The organism is Humitalea sp. 24SJ18S-53, from assembly GCF_050632385.1.
Classification (GTDB): Bacteria; Pseudomonadota; Alphaproteobacteria; order Acetobacterales; family Acetobacteraceae; genus Humitalea.
In genome coordinates this window covers 3,766,401-3,784,765 of record NZ_CP192599.1, presented here as the reverse complement: position 1 = coordinate 3,784,765, position 18,365 = coordinate 3,766,401, and the positions used below count along the sequence as shown (strand labels likewise).

Here is an 18,365-nt window from a genome sequence, read left to right as displayed (position 1 = left end):
GTCAGGCCGCTGCGCAAAGGGCGCGAAAGATGGAGGTTTCGGCCAGGCCGCGGCGATAGGCCGTGTCCTCCAGCGGATCCAGGATCGGCGGCGCGGCGGCGGCCGCGGCCTTGAACACGGCTTCTGATGGTGTCTTGCCCAGCAGCAGCGCCTCGACCGCCGCCATGCGACGCGGCGCCGGTTCGACGCCGCCGAGGCCGATGCGCGGTTGGACGATGGCCCCATCCCGCAGGGCATATGTCGCGATGGCCATCGCCTGCGCGTAATCCCCCGCGCGGCGCGCGAATTCATCGAAGCCGACGCGGACGTCGTCGGCCAGCAGCGGCAGGCGGGCCGAGAGCAGCAACTCGTCCGGCTCCAAGGCGGTCGCCATGAAGCCCTGGAAGAAATCGCCGGCGGGGATCATGCGTCGCCCGCGCAGGCTGGCGGCCTCGATCTCATGGCCCAGGGTCGCCATCAGAAGGCACCATTCGGACGCGGGGTCGGCATTGGCCAGGCTGCCGCAGAAGGTGCCGCGGTTGCGGATCGGCAGATGCGCGATGTGGCGCAGCACCTGGCCGAGCAGGCGCCCCAGTGGCCCGGGTGCCGCATCGGCGTTCAACTGCGCGTGGCGGACGCAGGGGCGGATGTGCAGCACCCCGGCCTCGATCGTCACGCGGTCGAAGCCCGCGACGCCGTTGATGTCGATCAGATGCGGCGGGCGCGCGACGCGCAGCGCCATCGCGGGGATCAGGGACTGCCCGCCCGCCAGGATGCGGCCATCCTCGGGCGCATGGGCGGCGAGGGCGGCTAGCGCGTCCTCCACCGTGCGGGGCGCGTGGTAGTGGAACAGTCCGGGCTTCACCTGTGGCTACCGCTCCTGTTCGTCGCCACCCGCGCGGTGCCCGACAATTGTCAGGACATTTATGGCCCGGTGTTGAACGGCGTCAAGGACGTCATGCGCCGGTGTCGTTGCGGAACTCGATTGGCGAATCGAGAGTGTATTGGAAGCGTTCGCCGTGAAAGCACACCACCCCGTGCAGCAGGGGCGCGCCGTCAGCGTCGAAATAGGTATGCGCGGTCTGCAGCAGGGGCGTGTTGGCGCGAACGCCGAGCAGCTTGGCGATCCGCGCCTCGGCGGCGACGCAACTGACGATATTGGTGATCCGGGCCGGTGGCTGGCCCATCGCCGCCGCCAGGAGGGAGATGATCGCCATCTCCCCCGCCATCCGGTCGGTGACCTGCCGGCCGATGGCCAGGGGCAGGAACCGGACCTCATGCGCGAAGGCCTGGTCGTCCAGCAGGCGCAGGCGTTCCAGGCAGACGACGTCCTCACCCTGCGGCAGGCCCAGGATATCGGCGACCGCTGCCGGCGGCGCATGGATCGCGCGGCCAAGCACCTGAAAACGCACCGCTTTACGCGCGACACGCATTTCGTCTTCGAAAGCCAGGCTGACGTCGTGGCTCATTCGCTCGAGGGCGACGAAGGTGCCGCGCCCCCGGCCCCGGGTGACCATGCCGGCCGACACGAGATGCGCCATCGCCTGGCGGACCGTCGGCCGGCTGACACCGAAATGCGCCATGCACTGGGTTTCGGTCGGCAGTGCGTGGCCGACCATCGCGGCGCGGCCGGCGCGGATGGGCGCCGCCAGGCGTTCGGCCAATTGCATGTACAGCGGCATGCTGCTGCTGGGTGCCAGCGGCGGCAGGGAGGTCAGATCATAGGCCGCGGGGCTGCTGCGGCTGAGCTCAGCCAGGGCTTTCGCTTGATCGGGTCGAGAGATGAAAACCACCGAATGCACGCTTCCCAGGAATGTTGCGATGCAGCCTAGAGCGCCTTCGCGCCAGTTGACAGGCGGGGCGCACAAACTGACATTGTCCTGACATTGTGGGATCGGGGGGCCGGGTTGGCGGACCCCGCCCGCGCTGGCCGGGGCGATGTCATGGGCAATACGATCCTTACCACCCTGGACCTGGACCGCTTGCGCCGGACCTACGACCAGGGTTTTTGGGGCGCTGACACGCTCTACATGCTGGCCGCGGGACATGCGAAGCGCATGCCCGAGGCGCTTGCGATGAGCGACCGGCATAGAAGCGTCGCTTGGGGAGACCTGGTCGCGGCGGCCGACCGGCTGGCGGCTGATTTCCGCGCCGCCGGGCTGCGCCAGGGCCAGCGTGTCGCCGTCTGGTTGCCCAGCCGAATCGAAGCGGCCGTCGCCATCCTGGCCTGTTCCCGCGACGGGTTGGTTTGCTGCCCATCGTTGCACCGGGACCATACCGTGGGCGACGTCGCGGCGCTGCTGCGGCGGATGCGCGCGGCGGCCTTGATCGCGCAACCAGGCTACGGCGCCGATGCCGAGCGTCACGATATATTTCGACAGGCTGAGGATATCCCAAGCCTGCGCCGGATCATCCGGCTGGACGCGGCGGATGCTGTGCCGATGTCTTGGCCGCCGGCGGTCGATGCCCCGCCGGCCGATCCGGTCGCGTCGCCCGACACCGTCGTCTACCTGGCCTTCACATCCGGCACGACCGGCGCGCCGAAGGGCGTGATGCACAGCGACAACACGCTGTTGGGCAATGCCCGCGCGATCGTCGCCGACTGGCGCATGGATGCGACGGATGTGATTTATACGCTCAGCCCGCTCAGCCATAACCTCGGCTTCGGTTCGCTGGTGCTGAGTTTGCTGACCGGGGCGCCGCTTGTGGTGCATGATTTGGCGCGTGGTGCCTCGTTGCTCGATCGGCTGGTCGCGACGGGCGCCTCCTATCTGGTGGGCGTGCCGACCCATGCGATCGACCTGCTGCGGGAAATGCGGTCGCGCGGCATGACCACGCTTGGCCGTGTGCGCGGGTTTCGCGTCTCGGGCGCGGCGGTGCCGAAGGAGGTCGTGGCCGGGCTGCTGGCGCATGGCGTCACCCCGCAAAGCGGCTATGGCATGACCGAGGCCTGTTCCCACCACTACACCCTGCCCGACGACCCCGCCGAACGCATCATCGAGACATCGGGCCGCATCTGCCCCGGCTACGAGGTGCAGGTCTTTGCGCGCGACAATCCGGAGCAGGCCCTGCCGGCGGGTGAGATCGGCCAGATCGGCGGACGCGGGTCGAGCCTGATGCTCGGCTACTTCGACGACCAGGCCGCGACCGAGGAGAGTTTCAACAGCCAGGGCTGGTTCATGACCGGCGACCTGGGCTGGGTCGATGCGCAGGGCTACATCCGCATCACCGGCCGCAAGAAGGACGTCATCATCCGCGGCGGCCACAATATCTTCCCGGCCAAGATCGAGACGCTGGCAATGCAGCACCCGGCCATCGCGCGCGCGGCGGCGCTGCCGGTGCCCGATCCGCGCCTGGGCGAAAAAGTCTGCCTGGCGGTGATGTTCCGGCCGGGAGCCGTCCCGACCGTTGCCGAGATCCTGAAGCATCTCGATGACGCCGGGCTGTCGCGCTACGACATGCCGGAGTATTTCCTGGCACTGCCCGAGATTCCGCTGACCGCGAGCGGAAAGATCCTGAAACGCGCCGTCGCGGAGTGGATCGAGGCCGGCACCGTCACGCCCGAACCGGTGCGCGCCGCCGCCGGCGTGGGGGGCTGACGCCGATGCGTGCCGTGATCGTGCCGGCCTTCGGCCCCGTCGAGACCGTGCAGGTCGGCGACTGGCCCGATCCCGTGCCGGGGCCGGGCGAAATATTGCTCAAGGTCGAGGCCGTTGCCGCCAATTTCGTCGACACGCTGGTGATCGGCGGGACCTACCAATTCCTGCCGCCGTTGCCCTTCGTGCCGGGCAAGGGGCCGGTCGGCGTCGTGCTGGCGCTGGGGGCGGGGGTGACGGGGCTGGCGCCGGGCGACCGCATCCTCGCGATGGCGGAAATCGGCGGCTATGCGGAAAAGGCGATCGCGCCGGCCGACCAGTGCTACCGCCTGCCCGATGGGCTGGGGTTTGTGGAGGCAGCGGCGATGTCGCTTGCCTATGACACCGCCTGGTTCGCGTTGCACGAACGCGGACGCCTGGCGGAAGGCGAGACTGTGCTGGTCCTGGGTGCGACCGGCGCGGTGGGTTTCGCCGCGATGCAACTGGCGCGCGCCGCCGGGGCACAGGTGATCGCCGGTGTCTCCTCGATGGACAAGGCCGATCAGGTGCGCGCCGGGGGTGCTTCCGACGTGATCGATCTGGGTGCACCGAACTTGCGCGACAGCCTGCGCGACCAGGTTCACGCGGTGACCGGGAAGCATGGCGCCGATGTGGTCATCGACATGCTGGGCGGCGATATTTTCGACGCGGCACTGCGCGCCATGGCCTGGAGCGGGCGGCTTGTGGTGGTCGGCTTCGCCGCGGGGCGCATTCCCAGCGTGAAGGCCAACTACCTGCTGGTGAAGAACATCGAAGTGAGCGGCTTGCAAATCAGCGACTACCGCAAGCGCAAGCCGGCGCTGGTGCGTCGCTGCTTCGATGAGGTGTTCGCGCTTTATGCGGCCGGTCGTATCCAGCCGCCGCCCAGCCGGCGTTTTCCGTTGGCCGATGCCGCCGCGGGCTTGAGCGCATTGCTCGACCGGCGTGTGCGCGATCGCATTGTCCTGCTGCCGGGCGCCTGAGCGACTGGCACAGGCATTGCTGTTCCAATCCATCTTCACCGGCGGAGTCCGACCCATGCTGACCACAACACGCCGGATGTTCCTGGGCGCAGCCGCGGCCCTTCCGGCAACGGCCTGGGCCCAGGCCTTCCCCGATCGCCCAATGCGGCTGGTCCTGCCCTATGCCCCTGGTGGTGTGGTGGATGGGGTCGGGCGCATCTTTGCCCAAGGCTTGGGCGAGGCCCTGCGCCAATCGGTCGTGACCGATAACCGCCCCGGCGCGGGCGGCATGATCGGCACCGATGTGGTCGCGAAAGCCGCACCCGATGGATACACCCAGTTGCTGATGGACCCGGCGGTGGTCATCAACCCGTCGCTGCAGGCGCGTGTGCCCTACGACCTGTTCCGGGAACTTCGGCCGGTGTCGATCCTGACGAGTTCGCCGCTTGTGCTGATCACGGCGCCGAACCTGCCAGTCACCTCGGTCGCGGAGCTGATCGCCTATGGCCGCGCCAATCCTGGCCGGCTGAGCTTCGCCTCGGCCGGGGTCGGCACCACGCCGCATCTGGCGGGGGAAATGTTCAGCCTGCGTAGCGAACTTGGCGCGACGCATGTGCCGTATCGCGGGATCGCTGCCGCCTATGCGGATATGATGGCGGGGCAGGTGCATTTTTCCTTCAGCAGCATCGCCGGTGCGCGACCGCTGATCGAGGACGGGCGGCTCAAGGCCCTTGCCACCACCGGCAGCGTGGCCAGCCCCGCATTGCCCAACCTGCCGACGATGCAGGGCGCGGGTGTCGCGAATTTCGTGGTCGACCTGTGGCTCGCGCTCTTCGTGCCGGCCGCGACGCCCGACCCGGTCACGGCGCGCATTCACGACGCGCTGATGGAGGTGATCAGCAAGCCCGAGACGGTGGCAGCACTCGGCCGGCTTGGTGCCTTGCCGCGCGGGACGACGCAGGCGGAGGCCGTCGCGATCGTGCGTGCGGAATACGAATCCTGGCGTGGTGTCATCACACAGGCCGGGATCACGCTTTAATCGGCGTGCGCGGCCTCACCAAAGTAGGCGCGTTCCAGGCGCTGGTGCAGGCCGGGTTCTCTGGCCGGTGCTTCCAGCACCACGCGCCCCTGGGCCATGGCATAGACCCGGTCGGATACAGCCAGCGCCTTGTCGATCAATTGTTCGACGAGCAGGACGGCGGTGCCGGTCGCGCGTAGGTCGGCCACCACGCCCAGCACCCGGTCCACCAGCACCGGCGACAAGCCGGCCGAGGGTTCGTCCAGCAGCAGCAGGCGTGGTCGCCGGACCAGCCCCTGCGCCACGGCCAGCATCTGCTGCTGCCCGCCGCTGAGCGCGCCGCCGCGTTCGTGCCGCTTGGCGGCGATTTCCGGAAAGACCTCCAGCGCCTCCTCGATCCGCGCCGCGCGTTCGCCGCGTGGCAAATCGTAGGCGGCCAGCAGCAGATTATCGGTGACGCTGATCTGGGTAAAAATCCGGTGGCCTTCCACGACATGAACCAGCCCCGCGCGCACAGACCCGCGCGGGCCCGCGTCGCGCATGTCCTGGCCCGCAAAGCGCACGCCTCCGCCGGTCCAGGGCAGCAGGCCGGTGATGGCCCGCAGCAGCGTCGTCTTGCCCGCGCCATTGGGGCCGAGCAGCGACACGACCTCACCAGCACCGACCCGCAGGTTGACGCCGTGCAGCACGGCGATCTTGCCGTAGCCGGCTTCGATGGCGCTGACCTCCAGCAGCGTTTCAGGCGCCGAGATAGGCACTGACCACCTCCGAATGCACACGGATTTCAGCGGGTGTCCCGGCCGCGAGCTCGCGGCCGAGGTTGAGCACGGTGACCTGGTCGCAGATGTCGAAGATCAGGTCGGCGTGGTGTTCCACCAGCAGCACGCCGGTGCCATGGCGGCTGATGCTGCGGATCAGCGCGCCGAGGCTGCGGATTTCCTCGGCGGAAAGCCCCGCCGCCGGTTCGTCCAGCAGCAGGAAGACCGGGCGCAGCATCAACGCGCGGGCGATTTCCAGGAAGCGCAACTCGCTATGCTGCAAGCGATCGGCGCGCACATCGGCCAGCGCGCCCAGGCCGGCACAGCGCAGTGCCAGCAGCGCATCCCGCCGCAGCATCGCCTCGTCACGCCGGTGGCGCGGCAGGGCGAAGAGGGATTCGATGAAACTGCCCCGGCCGCGGATGGCGCCGCCGACCATGACGTTCTGCAGCACGGAGGCCTCACCGATGAGGCGCGGTGTCTGGAAGGTGCGCGCGATCCCGGCCTGGGCGCGGGTTTGCGGCGCGCCTGGCTTCAGTGCCGTGTCGCCCAGCATCACGCTGCCGGCTTCGGGTTGGTAGAAGCCGCAGATGACGTTCAGGGTCGTGGTCTTGCCGGAGCCATTGGGGCCGATCAGTCCGTGCACCTGGCCCGGCTTGATATCCAGGTCCAGCCCGTCGATGGCGCGCACACCACCGAAGCTGAGCACCACGTTGCGCAAGGTGATGGGCTCGGCGGCGGCGCGGCCGCCGAGGATCTCGGCCAGGATTTCGGGCTGCGGCGTGATGGTGCGATCCGCGGTGATGGGCTGGCGACTGCGGAAGTCCAGCATTGCCGCGATCCCGCCAGGCGCGACCAGCACGATCGCCAGCAGCAGCGCGGCGTAGAGGAAGGTGGACCAGGCCACCAGCGGCGCCGCGAATTCCGGCAGCCAGGTCAGCACGATGGTGGCGATCAGCGGGCCGAGGATGGACCCACGCCCACCGATCAGGATGGCGATGAAGAACAGCACCGACAGGTCGAAGGTGAAGGCCTCGGGGCTGATGTAGGATTGCAGGGTGGCGAACAGCCCGCCCGCGATGCCGGCCATCGCGCCGGCAAAGAGGAAGACCGAGCCCAGCAACAGGGGTTTGGAGATACCGGCCGCTTCCGCCGCGACATCCGCATCGCGGATCGCGACCAGCGACCGCCCAAAGCGGCTATGCGCGACATTCGCCGTGATCCAGGTGCAGAAGGCGGCCAGGACAAGGCAGAACATGTACAGGCCATGGATCGTGTCGAAGGGGGCGGGCAGGACCGGGCCGATGATGCCGATGCCGCCGCCGGTCACGCTCTGCCAGGCCAGCGCGATCTGCGTCACGATGGTGGCGAAGCCCAAGGTGGTCATGGCGAAGTAGAAGGTGCGCAACCGCAGCGCGGGCAGCCCCACGATGACGCCGAACACACCGCCGACCAGCGCGGCGACGCCAAGGGCCAGGAACACCGGCACCGGCGGCAACACCTCGCCCGCCACAAGCACGCTGGTGGTATAGGCGCCGAGGGTCAGCATCGCGACCCAGCCGATCGCCAACTGCCCGGCGAAGCCGACCACCAGGTTCAATGCGGAGACGAGCACCCAATAGATCGCCGCGCGGGTCGCGATCAGCGTCCAGTAGTCGTTGCTGACCAATGGCAGGATCACCGCGACGGCAAAAATGGCGACGAAGGGTAGCAGCTGCACCAGCAGCGTCGGGCGGGAGGTCGTCATACCCGGCGCTGCGCCGGGGCGCCGAACAGCCCTTGCGGTGCCAGCAACAGCACGATGATGAACACGCTAAACACCGCGACCGAGGCGAAGACACCGCCAAAGGTGAAATTCGCCGCCTGCTGGAACACGCCCAGGGCCAGGCCGCCGATGATCGCACCGCGGTTGTTGCCCAAGCCCCCCAGCGCCACCGGTACGAAGCCGTAGAAATTCAGCATCGCCCCATTGGCGAAGAAGGCCAGGAACAACTGGCCCGAGGCGAAACCGGCCAGCCCCCCGATCACCCCGGCCAGCGCGTAGCTCGCCATGCGCAGGTTGCGCTCGGGCAGGCCCAGGGCGCGGGCGGCGAAGTTGTCCTCGGCGATGGCCAGGAAGGCGCGGCCGATCAAGGTGCGGCGATAGAGTAGTTCGAGGCCCACTACCGTCACCGCGCAGGCCAGGATGGGCAGCCAGAATTTCTCGTCCGATGCACCGCCGCCCTGGAAACCGAACAGGTTCGGGAAGGGCTGCGGTTCGGTGCTCCATTCGATGGCCGTGAACTGCTGGATCATCAGCGCCAGGGCCAGGGTCGAAAGCACATACAAGTGCTGCTCAAGGCTTTTCAGCACGGGGCGCACCGCGACGATCTCGGTCGCCACGCCGACCGCCGCACAGGCGGCCAGCGTCAACACGAAGCCGACGATCGCCGGCAGGCCCAGCACGCCGATGCTGGCGGCGCCGATCACGCCGCCCAGCATGCCGAGTTGCCCCGCGGTGAAACTCATGACGCGCGACGCCGAGAACATGACGTTGTAGGTCACGCCGATCAGCGCATAGACGGCGCCGACCGCAAGCCCGGACAGGATGATGGCTGGCAGCATGTTCAGGTGTAGCCCGGGGCGAGGCGGTAGGCGCCCTGGCGCAGCGAGTTCGCTTCCGACATCACCAGGTCGCCCTGCGGCAGCCCGTTGTGGTTCTCGGCCGACCACGTGTAATTCGCGTAGAGCCCCGGGAAGGCGCGCACGGTGTTCCAATAGGCGATCATCGCCGCCGGATCGGTGCCGCCGGTTTCCTGCACGGCCTTGGCGATGACATTGATCGCATCGACACCCGCGGCGACCCACCAAAGGGTGGTGTCCTCAAGGTTGATCTTGCCGCGCACGGAATCGACAAATGTCTGCACATGCGCCGGCAGCTTGCCGTCGGCGCCGTAGCTGCAGTTCTTGAAGCCCAGGATGAAGACGTTGCGCCAATTCTCCGGCCGCGCGATCAACTGCCCGACCTCACCCGACCCCATCGCCGGATGGCCGATCAGCGGCACGTTCCAGCCCATGTTCGCGCGTGTGTTCATGATGCGCGAGATCAGGCCTGGCGAGACGGTCCAGATCGCGATGGATTCCGCCCCGGCGTTGCGCATCCGCAGCATGTCCGGCGTCAGGTCCGGCTGCGTCGCATCGATGGTGCCGCGATAGACGACCTCTGCCTCACGCTTCAGGAAGGCGGCGGAGGAACTGGCGACCGTGGTGGTGCCATACCCGGTCGTGTCCCCGATCACCGCAAACTTCTTCAGCTTCAGGATGTCGACGCCATAGGCGCTGACCGCATCGTCGATCTGGCTGTTCGACGGCGCCATGCGGAAGGCATTGGGAAAGCGCACCGGGTCGATCAGCGTATCGACGAAACAGGGATGCACATTGGGCATCCGTGCCCGCGCCATGATCGGTGTCGTCGCCAGGGATTCGCCGGAATTGGTCGGCCCCCAGATCGCGTGCACCCGGGCGCGGCTGATCATCTCCTGCGCCGCGTTCACGGCCTTGGTCGGGTCGCCCTGGGTGTCGCGGACGATCAGGTCGATCTGCCGCCCACGCACGCCACCCGCGGCGTTGATGGCCTCGACCGCGTGCTTCACGCCACGATCGAAACCGATGGCGGGGGCGGAACTCGGGCCGGTCAGCGCGGCCAGCCAGCCGATGCGGACGGGTTCGCTTTGCGCCAGCGCCGGGGTGGACAGGCCCAGCGTCGATGCGGTGGCCAGGCTGGCGCCACCCAGCGCCAGGCCGCGACGTGTGACATTCATCATCTTATCCTCCCGTTTTTTCTTATTGATTTTGCAGATGCCGGATGCGGTCCCAGTCGAAGCAGAAGCCCCAGCCAGGACGTTCCGGCACCACCGCCGCGCCGTCCGAGAATTCCAATTTTTCCTGATACAGCGGCGAGAACCACGGCATGTATTCAAGGTAGATCGCGTTCGACAGCGCGCCGAGCACCTGGATGCTCGTCTCCGGGAAAAGGTGGCTGGAGACGGCCACATCATGCGCCTCCGCCATGTGGCCGACCCGCATGAATTCGCTGACGCCGCCGACTCTTTGCAGGTCGGGCATCAGGATATCGGCCGAACGCAATTCCAGCATGCGGCGGAAGCCGTAGCGGGTGTATTCCGTCTCACCGCTGGCAATGGGTGTGTCCAGCGCGGCGGCGACGCGTGCCAGCCCGTCCAGGTCCCAGGCTGGCAACGGTTCCTCAAACCAGGTCAGGTTGAATTCTTCCAGCCGACGGCCGAGGCGAATGGCCTGCGCTTCGGTCTGGCCCTGGTTGGCATCGGCCATCAGCGCGACATGCGGGCCGATGGCCTCGCGCACCGCGCGTACCCGTGCCGCATCCTCGGCCGGGTCGGCCTTGCCCAGCCGCATTTTTATCGCGCGGAAGCCCTGGCCGACGAAGTCCTGCGCTTCGGCCACCAATTCATCGACTGTCCGCGACAGCCAAAGCCCGCCGCTGTGATACACGGGTACGCGGCTTTGGGCGCCACCCAGCAACCGGTACAGCGGCAGCCCGGCCGCCTTGCCCAGCGCATCCCACAATGCGCCATCGATGGCCGAGATGCCGACCACCGACACACCCTTGTGGCCGATGAAATTGATGTCCTTCCAGGCGCGCGCCCAGAAGCCCGCGATGTGGCCGGCATCCTGGCCGATGACCAGATCGGACAGCGACTCCACCATCTGCCGCAGCACCGGCGTACGGCGGTCGTTGAGCGTAAAGATCAGGTTCTCGCCGGTGATCCCGGCATCGGTGCGCACACTCACCAGGATGCAGCCGAAGCTGGCGATCTGCCCCAGCGCGCTGCCGATCGGTTCCGGCAGCCGCACCACGATGGGCGTGGTCTCGACGGCGGTGACCTTCATGCCGCGTGCCTCATGCTGGTGCGGGTCGGGGCGTGGCGTAGGCTGCGTGCCAGCACGGCCGGGTCGGGGTCGCAGCCGAGGCCCGGGCCGGTCGGCACCGCCAGCTTTCCGCCTTGCGCGCGGACCCAGGGGTCGAAGGGGTTGGCCTCCATCTCCAGCCACAGCACCTCGATCAACGGGCGTTCCGCCAGGGCGGCCGCGATGTGCAGTGTCGCGACGAAGCCCGGGCCGAAGTAGGGGCAATGCGGCACCACCTCGACCCCGTGGGTGCGGCCGAGGGCGAAGACCTGCAACATCTCGCCGATGCCGCCGATTTTTGTGACGCTGGGCTGGGCGATGTCGATGGCCCCCGCCTCCATCAATGCCCGGAAGCCGAAGACGCCGGCGGTGTTTTCCCCGGCCGACAGGGGAATGCCGTGCCGGCGCAGGCTGGCCAGGCCGGAGGTGTCTTCCGGTGGCCAGACCGGCTCTTCCAGCCAGGCGAGCCCATCGCCGGCCAGCGACGCCGCCATGTCGCGCGCCACCGGCGGCGTCCAGGCGCAGTTCACATCCAGCATGATCGCCGCATCCGGTGCCGCCGCCTTCGCGGCCAGCACCGCATCCCGGGTCACCTCATGCAGCTTGATGTGGCGATAGCCGGCGGCGCGTGCATCGGCGGTGTTGCGCGCCACCAGGGCGAGGTCGCCGCCGTAGGACAAGAGGCTGGAGTACCCGTCCAGCAGTCCCGGCTTGCTGCCCCCAAGCAGGCGCCATAGCGGCTGCCCGCTGCGTTTGCCCAACAGATCCCACAGCGCCATCTCGATGCCGGAAAACGCGAAGACGAACGGCCCGTTGCGCCCCAGCAGATGCACGCCGTGCAGCACCTGGCGCGTGATCGCGGCGATGTCGCCCGCGTCGCGCCCCACCACCAGCGGCGCCACGATGCTGTCCAGCGCCGCCTTGGTCGCGGGAATGGCCGCGTGGCCAAAGGCCTCGCCCCAGCCGACCAACCCGTCGTCGGTTTCGACGCGGACGAGCAGGATCTCCAGCCGGTCCCATGGCTGCCCGGCGAAGAGCGGATGCGGCCCGCCCATGGAGAACGGCAGGGCGACGACGGAACTCTCGATGGCCGTGATCAGCATGGAATTCCGCCGGCTTTGCGCCACCTTCTGATCGGGTGGTCTGGTAGCAGACTGGATTGCGCGATAAATCAGATCAAGCCCATTTTTCTGATAAACATGTAAGTTGACCTGATGAAATTGAGCTTTCGGCAATTGGAGGTCATCCGCGCCGTCGCCCTGCATGGGGCGGTCACGCCTGCGGCGGCCGACCTGGGCGTGTCGCAGCCGGCGGTCAGCATGATGCTGCGCGAATGCGCCGCCAGCGCGGGCTTCACGCTGTTCCTGCGCGCCCAGGGGCGGCTGCAGCCGACGCCGGAACTGCGGGTTTTCCTCGATGAGGTGGACCGCGTGTTCAAGGGATTGGAGCGCATCGACCGCCTGGTCGGCGACATCCGCGATGCCAGCGTCGGGTCAGTCGTGGTGGCGGCCACGCCGACGCTGGCGGATAATCTGCTGCCCGCCGCGGTCGCTGCCTTTCGCCGCGCCCGGCCGCGCATCCAGATCACCGTGCAGACCATGGACAATCTGTCGGCGGTCGAGGCGCTGACACAGGGCGGGGTCGACTTCGCCCTGGTGCTGACCCCGATCGCCGACACCGATGTGCGGCTGGTGCCGCTCTGCGCGGCCGAATTGGTTTGCGTCGTGCCCCTGGACCACCCGCTGGCGGCATCGGGCGTGGTCACTCCCGGGGATCTGGCCGCCTATCCGTTGATCTCCTTCAGCCGCAGCCTGCCGCTCGGCCGGCTGGTGGAACAGAATTTTCGCGCGGCCGGGGTCGCGCGGCGAATCGCGCTGGAGGTCAACCAGTCCTCCACCGCCCTGGCGCTGGTGCGTGCCGGCGCCGGGGTGGCGGTGATCGATCCGTTCCTGCTGCTGGACGGCCGGGACCACGGCGTCGCGCAATTACGCCTGGCACCCGGTGCCACGGTGACGGCGCAGGCGCTGGTGCCGGCGCAGGGGGCGCTGTCGCGCCCCGCATTGATGCTGCTGGCGGCGATCAGGCGCCAGGGTGGGGCGCTGCCCGGCGTCACCAGCCTGGTGGCGCGCGGCCAGGCGCTATCGCAGGACGCCGTCTGAACCGTGGGTGATGCGACTGTGCGTCGCGCGAAAATTCACCCAGGCAACACCGGTTGGCAATGCTCGGCGTAGCCGGCAGTGTTATGAAACGAACGTCAGCACACGATTCAGAACGGAGAGGCGCCCCATGTCCGAACCAGGCATCGCCATCGATCCGCTGCCAAAGGTCTGGGACCCCGACAGCCGCGTCGGCGATATGCTGCGCGGCCTGCGTGGCCTTGTCGTCGGTATCGCGAATGAAAACAGCATCGCATTTGGCTGCGCTGCCAAGCTGCGCGCCTTCGGTGCCGAATTGGCGGTCACCTACCTCAACGAAAAGTCGGAACGCTTCGTCCGCCCGTTGGCGGAACAGATCGATGCCGCGCTGATCCTGCCGCTGGATGTGCAGGTGCCCGGCCAGACCGAGGCCGTGTTCGACCGCATCCGCCAGGAATGGGGCCGGCTGGATTTTGTCATCCATTCCATCGCCTTTGCGCCGCGCGCCGACCTGCATGGGCGGGTCGTGGATTGCTCGGCCGAGGGCTTCGCCCAGGCGATGAACGTGTCCTGCTATTCCTTCATCGAGATGGCGCGCCTGGCCGAACCGCTGATGACCCAGGGCGGCACCCTGATCACCATGTCCTACTACGGCGCCGACAAGGTGGTCGGCCGCTACAACCTGATGGGGCCGGTCAAGGCGGCGCTGGAGGCCAGCGTGCGCTATGTCGCGAATGAACTCGCACCCGCCGGCATCCGTGCCTTCGCCGTCTCGCCAGGCCCGCTGAAGACCCGGGCCGCGAGCGGCATCGCGGCTTTCGACGAATTGGTCGCCGATGCGGTCGAACGCACGCCCTCGCACCGGCTGGTGGACATCGCCGAGGTCGGGCGGGTCGTCGCCTTCCTGGTTGGCGGCGCGTCCTCCGGCATGACCGGCGACACGATCTTCGTGGATGCGGGTTTGCACAACATCGGCTGAGGCAGGGGTTTCGGCATGCGCGGGGTAATTTCGGCGGCGGATGCCGCGGCGCTGATACCGGATGGCGCCAGCGTGATGTTCGGTGGCTTCATCGGCGTCGGCACGCCGCCGCGCATCATCGACGCGCTGGTCGCGCGCGGTGTGCGGGGGCTGACCATCATCGGCAATGACACGGCGCGGCCGGGCCTGGGCATCGGCAAGCTGATCGATGCGGGCTGCGTCGCCCGCGTCATCGTCTCGCACATCGGCACCAACCCGGTGACACAGAAGAAGATGATGGCCGGGGAGATTGTCGTGGACCTCGTGCCGCAGGGCACCTTGGCCGAACGCATACGTGCCGCCGGCGCCGGCCTGGGCGGCATCCTGACCCCGACCGGCGTCGGCACGGTCGTGCAGGAGGGCAAGCAGGTGATCGAGGTGGATGGCCGCAAGTTCCTGCTGGAACTGCCGCTGCGCGCCGATTTCGCGCTGATCTTGGCGCATGAGGCCGATTACAACCGCAACCTGACCTACCGGCTGACGGCGACGAACTTCAACCCGATCATGGCCCTGGCCGCCGATGTGGTGATCGCCGAACCGAATGAGATCGTCCCGGTCGGCGTGATCCCGCCCGACCATGTGAAGACCCCGGGCATCCTGGTGACGCATCTGATCGAACGCCCGCACGCCAACGGGGGGGCTGGCTGATGGACCCCAAGGAAATCATCGCCCGCCGCGTCGCGCTGGAACTGCGCGACGGGACCCTGGTCAATCTCGGCATCGGCTTGCCGACGCTGGTCGCGCAGTATGTCCCCGCCGGCCGCACCGTCGCCTTCCAGAGCGAGAACGGCATCATCGGCTTCGGCGCCCCACCGCCCGAGGGCATGGAGGATGTGAACCTGACCGATGCCGGTGGCGCCTTCGTCTCCGCCCTGCCGGGGGCGGTGTCCTTCGACAGCGCGATGTCCTTCGCCTTCATCCGGGGCGGGCATGTGGACGCGACGGTGCTGGGCGGGTTGCAGGTCAGCAGCGACGGCCGCCTGGCGAATTGGATGGTGCCGGGCAAGATGGTCGCCGGGATGGGGGGCGCGATGGACCTGGTCGCGGGGGCCAGGCGCGTGATCATCGCCATGCAGCATGCCTCGCGGGGGGTATCCAAGATCGTGCCTGCACTGACCTTGCCGGCGACGGCGGATCGCCGCGTCAGCCTGGTCGTCACCGACCTTGCCGTGCTGGAACCGATCCAGGCCGGGCTGCTGCTGCGCGAACGCGCCCCCGGCGTGAGCATTGCCGAGATCGTCGCCGCGACCGAGGCGAGCCTGATCATCCCGGAGGATGTCCCCGAAATGCCCATCTCCAACGGGAGCCCCTGACCATGTCCCGCTTCAGTATCGAGCATGGCGGCCAGGACCGCCAGGTGCCGTCCCTGACCGGGCGCACCTGGGACCAGATCGCGGTCGGCGAAACGGCGTCCTTCCAGCGCATCTGCACGCCGCATGACCTGATCGTCTTCGCGCATGCCTCGGGCAATGTGAATCCGCTGAACCTGCCGGGCGAGTCCGAGCAGGAGGCCGGAAGGCCCGCCTCGGCGCCGGCCATGTGGGGCGGGTCGCTGTTTTCCGCCGTGCTGGGCAACCAGTTGCCGGGGCCGGGGACGGTCTACCTTGGCCAGACGCTGCGCTTCCACGACCGTGTCCGGCCGGGTGAGGAAGTGACCGTATCGGTCACCGTGCGCGAAAAGCGCCCCGACCGCGTGCTGATCCTGGATTGCGACCTGACCACCGCCGATGGCCGGCGGATCGTGGACGGGCAGGCGACCGTGCAGGCACCGCTGGTCGCCATGACCACCGATGGCGTACTGCTGCCGGCGCTGACGCAGCGCAAGCGCGGCAAGTTCGACAATCTGCTGGCCGCCTGCCGCGATGCGCCGCCACTGCCGACCGCCGTGGTGGCGCCGACCGACGACAATTCAGCCGGTGGCGCGTGGGAGGCGATGAAGGCCGGGCTGATCACGCCCATCCTGGTCGGGCCGGAGGCCGAGATCCGCGCCGCCGCCGCCGGTATCGGCTGGTCGCTCGACGGCGTGCGCATCGAGCCGACCGGCGATGCCCATGCCGCCGCCGCCCGCGCCGTCGCCATGGTGCATGAGGGCGCGGCCCGCGCGATCATGAAGGGCAACATCCATTCCGACGAAATCCTGGCCCAGGTCACCAAATCCGACGGCGGGCTGCGCATGGGGCGGCGGGTCAGCCATGTCTTCGTGCTGGATGTGCCGGGGCATGAGGCGCTGCTGTCGATCACCGACGCCGCCATCAACATCCTGCCCGACCTGATGACCAAGGCCGACATCATCCAGAACGCGATCGACCTGGCCCGCGCCATCGGCCTGGCGCAACCGCGCGTCGGCGTGCTGTCGGCGGTCGAGACGATCAACGTCAAAATCCCCTCCACCCTGGATGCCGCGATCCTGTCCAAGATGGCCGAGCGCGGGCAGATCAAGGGCGGCATCGTCGATGGCCCGCTGGCGATGGACAATGCGGTGGATTTGCACGCAGCGCAGACCAAGGGGCTGCAATCCTCGGTCGCCGGTCGCGCGGATGTGCTGGTCGCTCCGAACCTGGAGGCCGGCAACATGCTGGCCAAGCAATTGGTCTTCCTGTCCGGCGCCGACACCAGCGGCCTGGTCTGCGGCGCGCGCGTGCCGGTGATGCTGACCAGCCGCGCCGATGACGAACACGCGCGGCTGATGTCATCCGCGCTGGCGGTACTCTACGCGCATTGGCGCGCGACCGGCACGTCGCTGGTCGTGAGTGCCGCGTGATGGCGGCGCTGGTCCTGGTGCTGAATGCGGGGTCGTCGTCGATCAAGTTCTCGGTGCTGTCGGCCGAGGCGAAGGAGCCGCTTCTGATCGCCAAGGGGCAGGTGGAAGGCATTGGTGCCGCACCCCGTTTCGTCGCGCGCGATGCCGAGGGAAAAACACTGGTGGACCGGCGCTGGGACGGGGCGGCGGATGATCCGCCGAATGATCATGCCGAAGCCCTGGCCGTGCTGATCGATGCCTTGGACAGCCGCCTCGGCGAACGGAAGATCGCCGCGATCGGCCATCGCGTGGTGCATGGCGGGCCGGACCTGGCCGCGCCGGTGGTGGTCGATGCGACCGTGATGGCGCTGCTGGAGGGTCTGGTGCCGTTGGCCCCGCTGCACCAGCCGCATAACCTGGCCGGCATCCGGGCCGCGACCGCGGCCTTTCCGGGCGTGCCGCAGGTCGCCTGTTTCGATACCGCCTTCCACCGCGCCAAGGCCTGGGTCGCGGATACCTTTGCCTTGCCGCCCCGGTATTACGACCAGGGCATCCGGCGTTATGGCTTTCACGGCTTGTCCTACGAATACATCGCCTCCCGCATCGCGGCCGAGGACCCGGCACTGGGCGCCGGGCGCCTGGTCGTGGCGCATCTGGGCAATGGGGCCAGCCTTTGCGCCATGGCGAACGGGCGCTGCGTCGATACCTCGATGGGCTTCACCGCGCTGGATGGCGTGCCGATGGGCACGCGCTGCGGCCAGATCGACCCCGGCGTGCTGATCCACCTGATGCAGACCGAGGGCATGGATTCTGATGCCCTGACCCATATGCTGTACCACGACTGCGGGCTGAAGGGCCTGTCCGGCGTCAGCCAGGATGTGCGGGAGATCGAGGCCGCCGGCACGCCGCGGGCGCAGCGCGCCCTGGCCCATTTCGCTTTTCGCGTGCGGCGGGAAATCGGCGCCCTGGCGGCCTCCCTCGGCGGGCTGGACGCGCTGGTTTTCACGGCGGGCATCGGTGAGAATGCGCGCGCCCTGCGCGGGCAGATCTGCGACGGCTTGGGCGTCCTCGGCGTCCACCTCGACACCGCCGCCAACCTTGCCAACGCGCCGGAGATTTCCGAGGTGGGTTCCCCGGTCAGGGTCCTGGTGCGCGGGACGGACGAGGAACGCATGATCGCGCGCCACACACTGGCGCTGCTGGCTGCCTGAAGGC

The 18,365-nt window shown here is 68.3% G+C and carries 17 protein-coding genes; 9 read left to right on the top strand and 8 right to left on the bottom strand.

Translation table 11 applies throughout. From position 1 onward, the window contains the following. Position 1: 1 nt before the first annotated feature. A complete protein-coding gene (locus ACQW02_RS18065) occupies positions 2-844 on the bottom strand; it encodes an FAD binding domain-containing protein (RefSeq protein ID WP_431281298.1) in 843 nt (280 codons plus the stop codon). Positions 845-935: 91 nt separating this feature from the next. Next, positions 936-1,772, bottom strand: a complete 837-nt coding sequence (locus tag ACQW02_RS18060) for a GntR family transcriptional regulator (protein WP_431281297.1) — start codon at positions 1,770-1,772, stop codon at positions 936-938. Between the two features lie 150 nt (positions 1,773-1,922). Between ACQW02_RS18060 and ACQW02_RS18055 the strand changes: the two genes are divergently transcribed. The 3 genes from ACQW02_RS18055 to ACQW02_RS18045 are packed head-to-tail and all read left to right on the top strand — an operon-like array spanning position 1,923 to position 5,594. After that, positions 1,923-3,578, top strand: a complete 1,656-nt coding sequence (locus ACQW02_RS18055; protein ID WP_431281296.1) for a class I adenylate-forming enzyme family protein — start codon at positions 1,923-1,925, stop codon at positions 3,576-3,578. A gap of 5 nt (positions 3,579-3,583) precedes the next feature. Then, on the top strand, positions 3,584-4,576 hold the full coding sequence (locus ACQW02_RS18050) for an NADPH:quinone oxidoreductase family protein (RefSeq protein ID WP_431281295.1): 993 nt from the start codon (positions 3,584-3,586) through the stop codon (positions 4,574-4,576). 55 nt (positions 4,577-4,631) lie between these two features. Continuing rightward, positions 4,632-5,594 carry a tripartite tricarboxylate transporter substrate binding protein gene (locus ACQW02_RS18045; protein ID WP_431281294.1) on the top strand — a complete coding sequence of 321 codons (963 nt, stop codon included), beginning with the start codon at positions 4,632-4,634 and terminating at the stop codon, positions 5,592-5,594. Here the strand turns inward: ACQW02_RS18045 and ACQW02_RS18040 are convergent. Genes ACQW02_RS18040 through ACQW02_RS18015 form a run of 6 tightly spaced genes read right to left on the bottom strand, consistent with a single transcriptional unit; the run spans position 5,591 to position 12,360 of the window. Continuing rightward, a complete protein-coding gene (locus ACQW02_RS18040; RefSeq protein ID WP_431281293.1) occupies positions 5,591-6,331 on the bottom strand; it encodes an ABC transporter ATP-binding protein in 741 nt (246 codons plus the stop codon). The genes ACQW02_RS18045 and ACQW02_RS18040 overlap by 4 nt on opposite strands. After that, the gene (locus ACQW02_RS18035) at positions 6,312-8,078 is read right to left on the bottom strand and encodes an ABC transporter permease subunit (protein WP_431281292.1); all 1,767 of its coding nucleotides are present in this window, start codon (positions 8,076-8,078) and stop codon (positions 6,312-6,314) included. The genes ACQW02_RS18040 and ACQW02_RS18035 overlap by 20 nt, the downstream gene beginning before the upstream one ends. Next, positions 8,075-8,935 (bottom strand): branched-chain amino acid ABC transporter permease, encoded by an 861-nt coding sequence (locus ACQW02_RS18030; protein WP_431281291.1) that lies wholly within the window; start codon positions 8,933-8,935, stop codon positions 8,075-8,077. Before ACQW02_RS18030 ends, ACQW02_RS18035 begins: the two co-directional genes overlap by 4 nt. A gap of 2 nt (positions 8,936-8,937) precedes the next feature. Beyond that, complete coding sequence (locus ACQW02_RS18025) at positions 8,938-10,134, bottom strand: ABC transporter substrate-binding protein (RefSeq protein WP_431281290.1); 1,197 nt, start codon at positions 10,132-10,134, stop codon at positions 8,938-8,940. 19 nt (positions 10,135-10,153) lie between these two features. Beyond that, complete coding sequence (locus ACQW02_RS18020; RefSeq protein WP_431281289.1) at positions 10,154-11,239, bottom strand: mandelate racemase/muconate lactonizing enzyme family protein; 1,086 nt, start codon at positions 11,237-11,239, stop codon at positions 10,154-10,156. Further along, positions 11,236-12,360 carry a mandelate racemase/muconate lactonizing enzyme family protein gene (locus ACQW02_RS18015; protein ID WP_431281288.1) on the bottom strand — a complete coding sequence of 375 codons (1,125 nt, stop codon included), beginning with the start codon at positions 12,358-12,360 and terminating at the stop codon, positions 11,236-11,238. Before ACQW02_RS18015 ends, ACQW02_RS18020 begins: the two co-directional genes overlap by 4 nt. 111 nt (positions 12,361-12,471) lie before the next feature. Between ACQW02_RS18015 and ACQW02_RS18010 the strand changes: the two genes are divergently transcribed. The 6 genes from ACQW02_RS18010 (at position 12,472) to ACQW02_RS17985 (ending at position 18,361) form a co-directional block, all read left to right on the top strand. Beyond that, the gene (locus ACQW02_RS18010; RefSeq protein ID WP_431281287.1) at positions 12,472-13,416 is read left to right on the top strand and encodes a LysR substrate-binding domain-containing protein; all 945 of its coding nucleotides are present in this window, start codon (positions 12,472-12,474) and stop codon (positions 13,414-13,416) included. Between the two features lie 127 nt (positions 13,417-13,543). Beyond that, positions 13,544-14,371, top strand: a complete 828-nt coding sequence (gene fabI / locus ACQW02_RS18005) for an enoyl-ACP reductase FabI (RefSeq protein ID WP_431281286.1) — start codon at positions 13,544-13,546, stop codon at positions 14,369-14,371. A 15-nt stretch (positions 14,372-14,386) separates the two neighbouring features. Further along, positions 14,387-15,058 carry a 3-oxoacid CoA-transferase subunit A gene (locus ACQW02_RS18000; protein ID WP_431281285.1) on the top strand — a complete coding sequence of 224 codons (672 nt, stop codon included), beginning with the start codon at positions 14,387-14,389 and terminating at the stop codon, positions 15,056-15,058. Further along, a complete protein-coding gene (locus ACQW02_RS17995; protein ID WP_431281284.1) occupies positions 15,058-15,723 on the top strand; it encodes a 3-oxoacid CoA-transferase subunit B in 666 nt (221 codons plus the stop codon). Before ACQW02_RS18000 ends, ACQW02_RS17995 begins: the two co-directional genes overlap by 1 nt. A gap of 2 nt (positions 15,724-15,725) precedes the next feature. Beyond that, a complete protein-coding gene (locus ACQW02_RS17990; RefSeq protein WP_431281283.1) occupies positions 15,726-17,171 on the top strand; it encodes a bifunctional enoyl-CoA hydratase/phosphate acetyltransferase in 1,446 nt (481 codons plus the stop codon). Continuing rightward, on the top strand, positions 17,171-18,361 hold the full coding sequence (locus tag ACQW02_RS17985) for an acetate/propionate family kinase (protein WP_431281282.1): 1,191 nt from the start codon (positions 17,171-17,173) through the stop codon (positions 18,359-18,361). The genes ACQW02_RS17990 and ACQW02_RS17985 overlap by 1 nt, the downstream gene beginning before the upstream one ends. Positions 18,362-18,365: the final 4 nt, after the last annotated feature.

Bases quoted from the DNA above. Each gene is read 5' to 3' on its own strand.
- ACQW02_RS18010 (WP_431281287.1), top strand. From the start codon at position 12,472: ATGAAATTGAGCTTTCGGCAATTGGAGGTCATCCGCGCCGTCGCCCTG.
- ACQW02_RS18020 (WP_431281289.1), bottom strand. From the start codon at position 11,239: ATGAAGGTCACCGCCGTCGAGACCACGCCCATCGTGGTGCGGCTGCCG.
- ACQW02_RS18055 (WP_431281296.1), top strand. From the start codon at position 1,923: ATGGGCAATACGATCCTTACCACCCTGGACCTGGACCGCTTGCGCCGG.
- ACQW02_RS18030 (WP_431281291.1), bottom strand. From the start codon at position 8,935: ATGCTGCCAGCCATCATCCTGTCCGGGCTTGCGGTCGGCGCCGTCTAT.
- ACQW02_RS18050 (WP_431281295.1), top strand. From the start codon at position 3,584: ATGCGTGCCGTGATCGTGCCGGCCTTCGGCCCCGTCGAGACCGTGCAG.
- ACQW02_RS18000 (WP_431281285.1), top strand. From the start codon at position 14,387: ATGCGCGGGGTAATTTCGGCGGCGGATGCCGCGGCGCTGATACCGGAT.
- ACQW02_RS17985 (WP_431281282.1), top strand. From the start codon at position 17,171: ATGGCGGCGCTGGTCCTGGTGCTGAATGCGGGGTCGTCGTCGATCAAG.
- ACQW02_RS18035 (WP_431281292.1), bottom strand. From the start codon at position 8,078: ATGACGACCTCCCGCCCGACGCTGCTGGTGCAGCTGCTACCCTTCGTC.
- ACQW02_RS17995 (WP_431281284.1), top strand. From the start codon at position 15,058: ATGGACCCCAAGGAAATCATCGCCCGCCGCGTCGCGCTGGAACTGCGC.
- ACQW02_RS18045 (WP_431281294.1), top strand. From the start codon at position 4,632: ATGCTGACCACAACACGCCGGATGTTCCTGGGCGCAGCCGCGGCCCTT.
- ACQW02_RS18015 (WP_431281288.1), bottom strand. From the start codon at position 12,360: ATGCTGATCACGGCCATCGAGAGTTCCGTCGTCGCCCTGCCGTTCTCC.
- fabI (WP_431281286.1), top strand. From the start codon at position 13,544: ATGTCCGAACCAGGCATCGCCATCGATCCGCTGCCAAAGGTCTGGGAC.
- ACQW02_RS17990 (WP_431281283.1), top strand. From the start codon at position 15,726: ATGTCCCGCTTCAGTATCGAGCATGGCGGCCAGGACCGCCAGGTGCCG.
- ACQW02_RS18025 (WP_431281290.1), bottom strand. From the start codon at position 10,134: ATGATGAATGTCACACGTCGCGGCCTGGCGCTGGGTGGCGCCAGCCTG.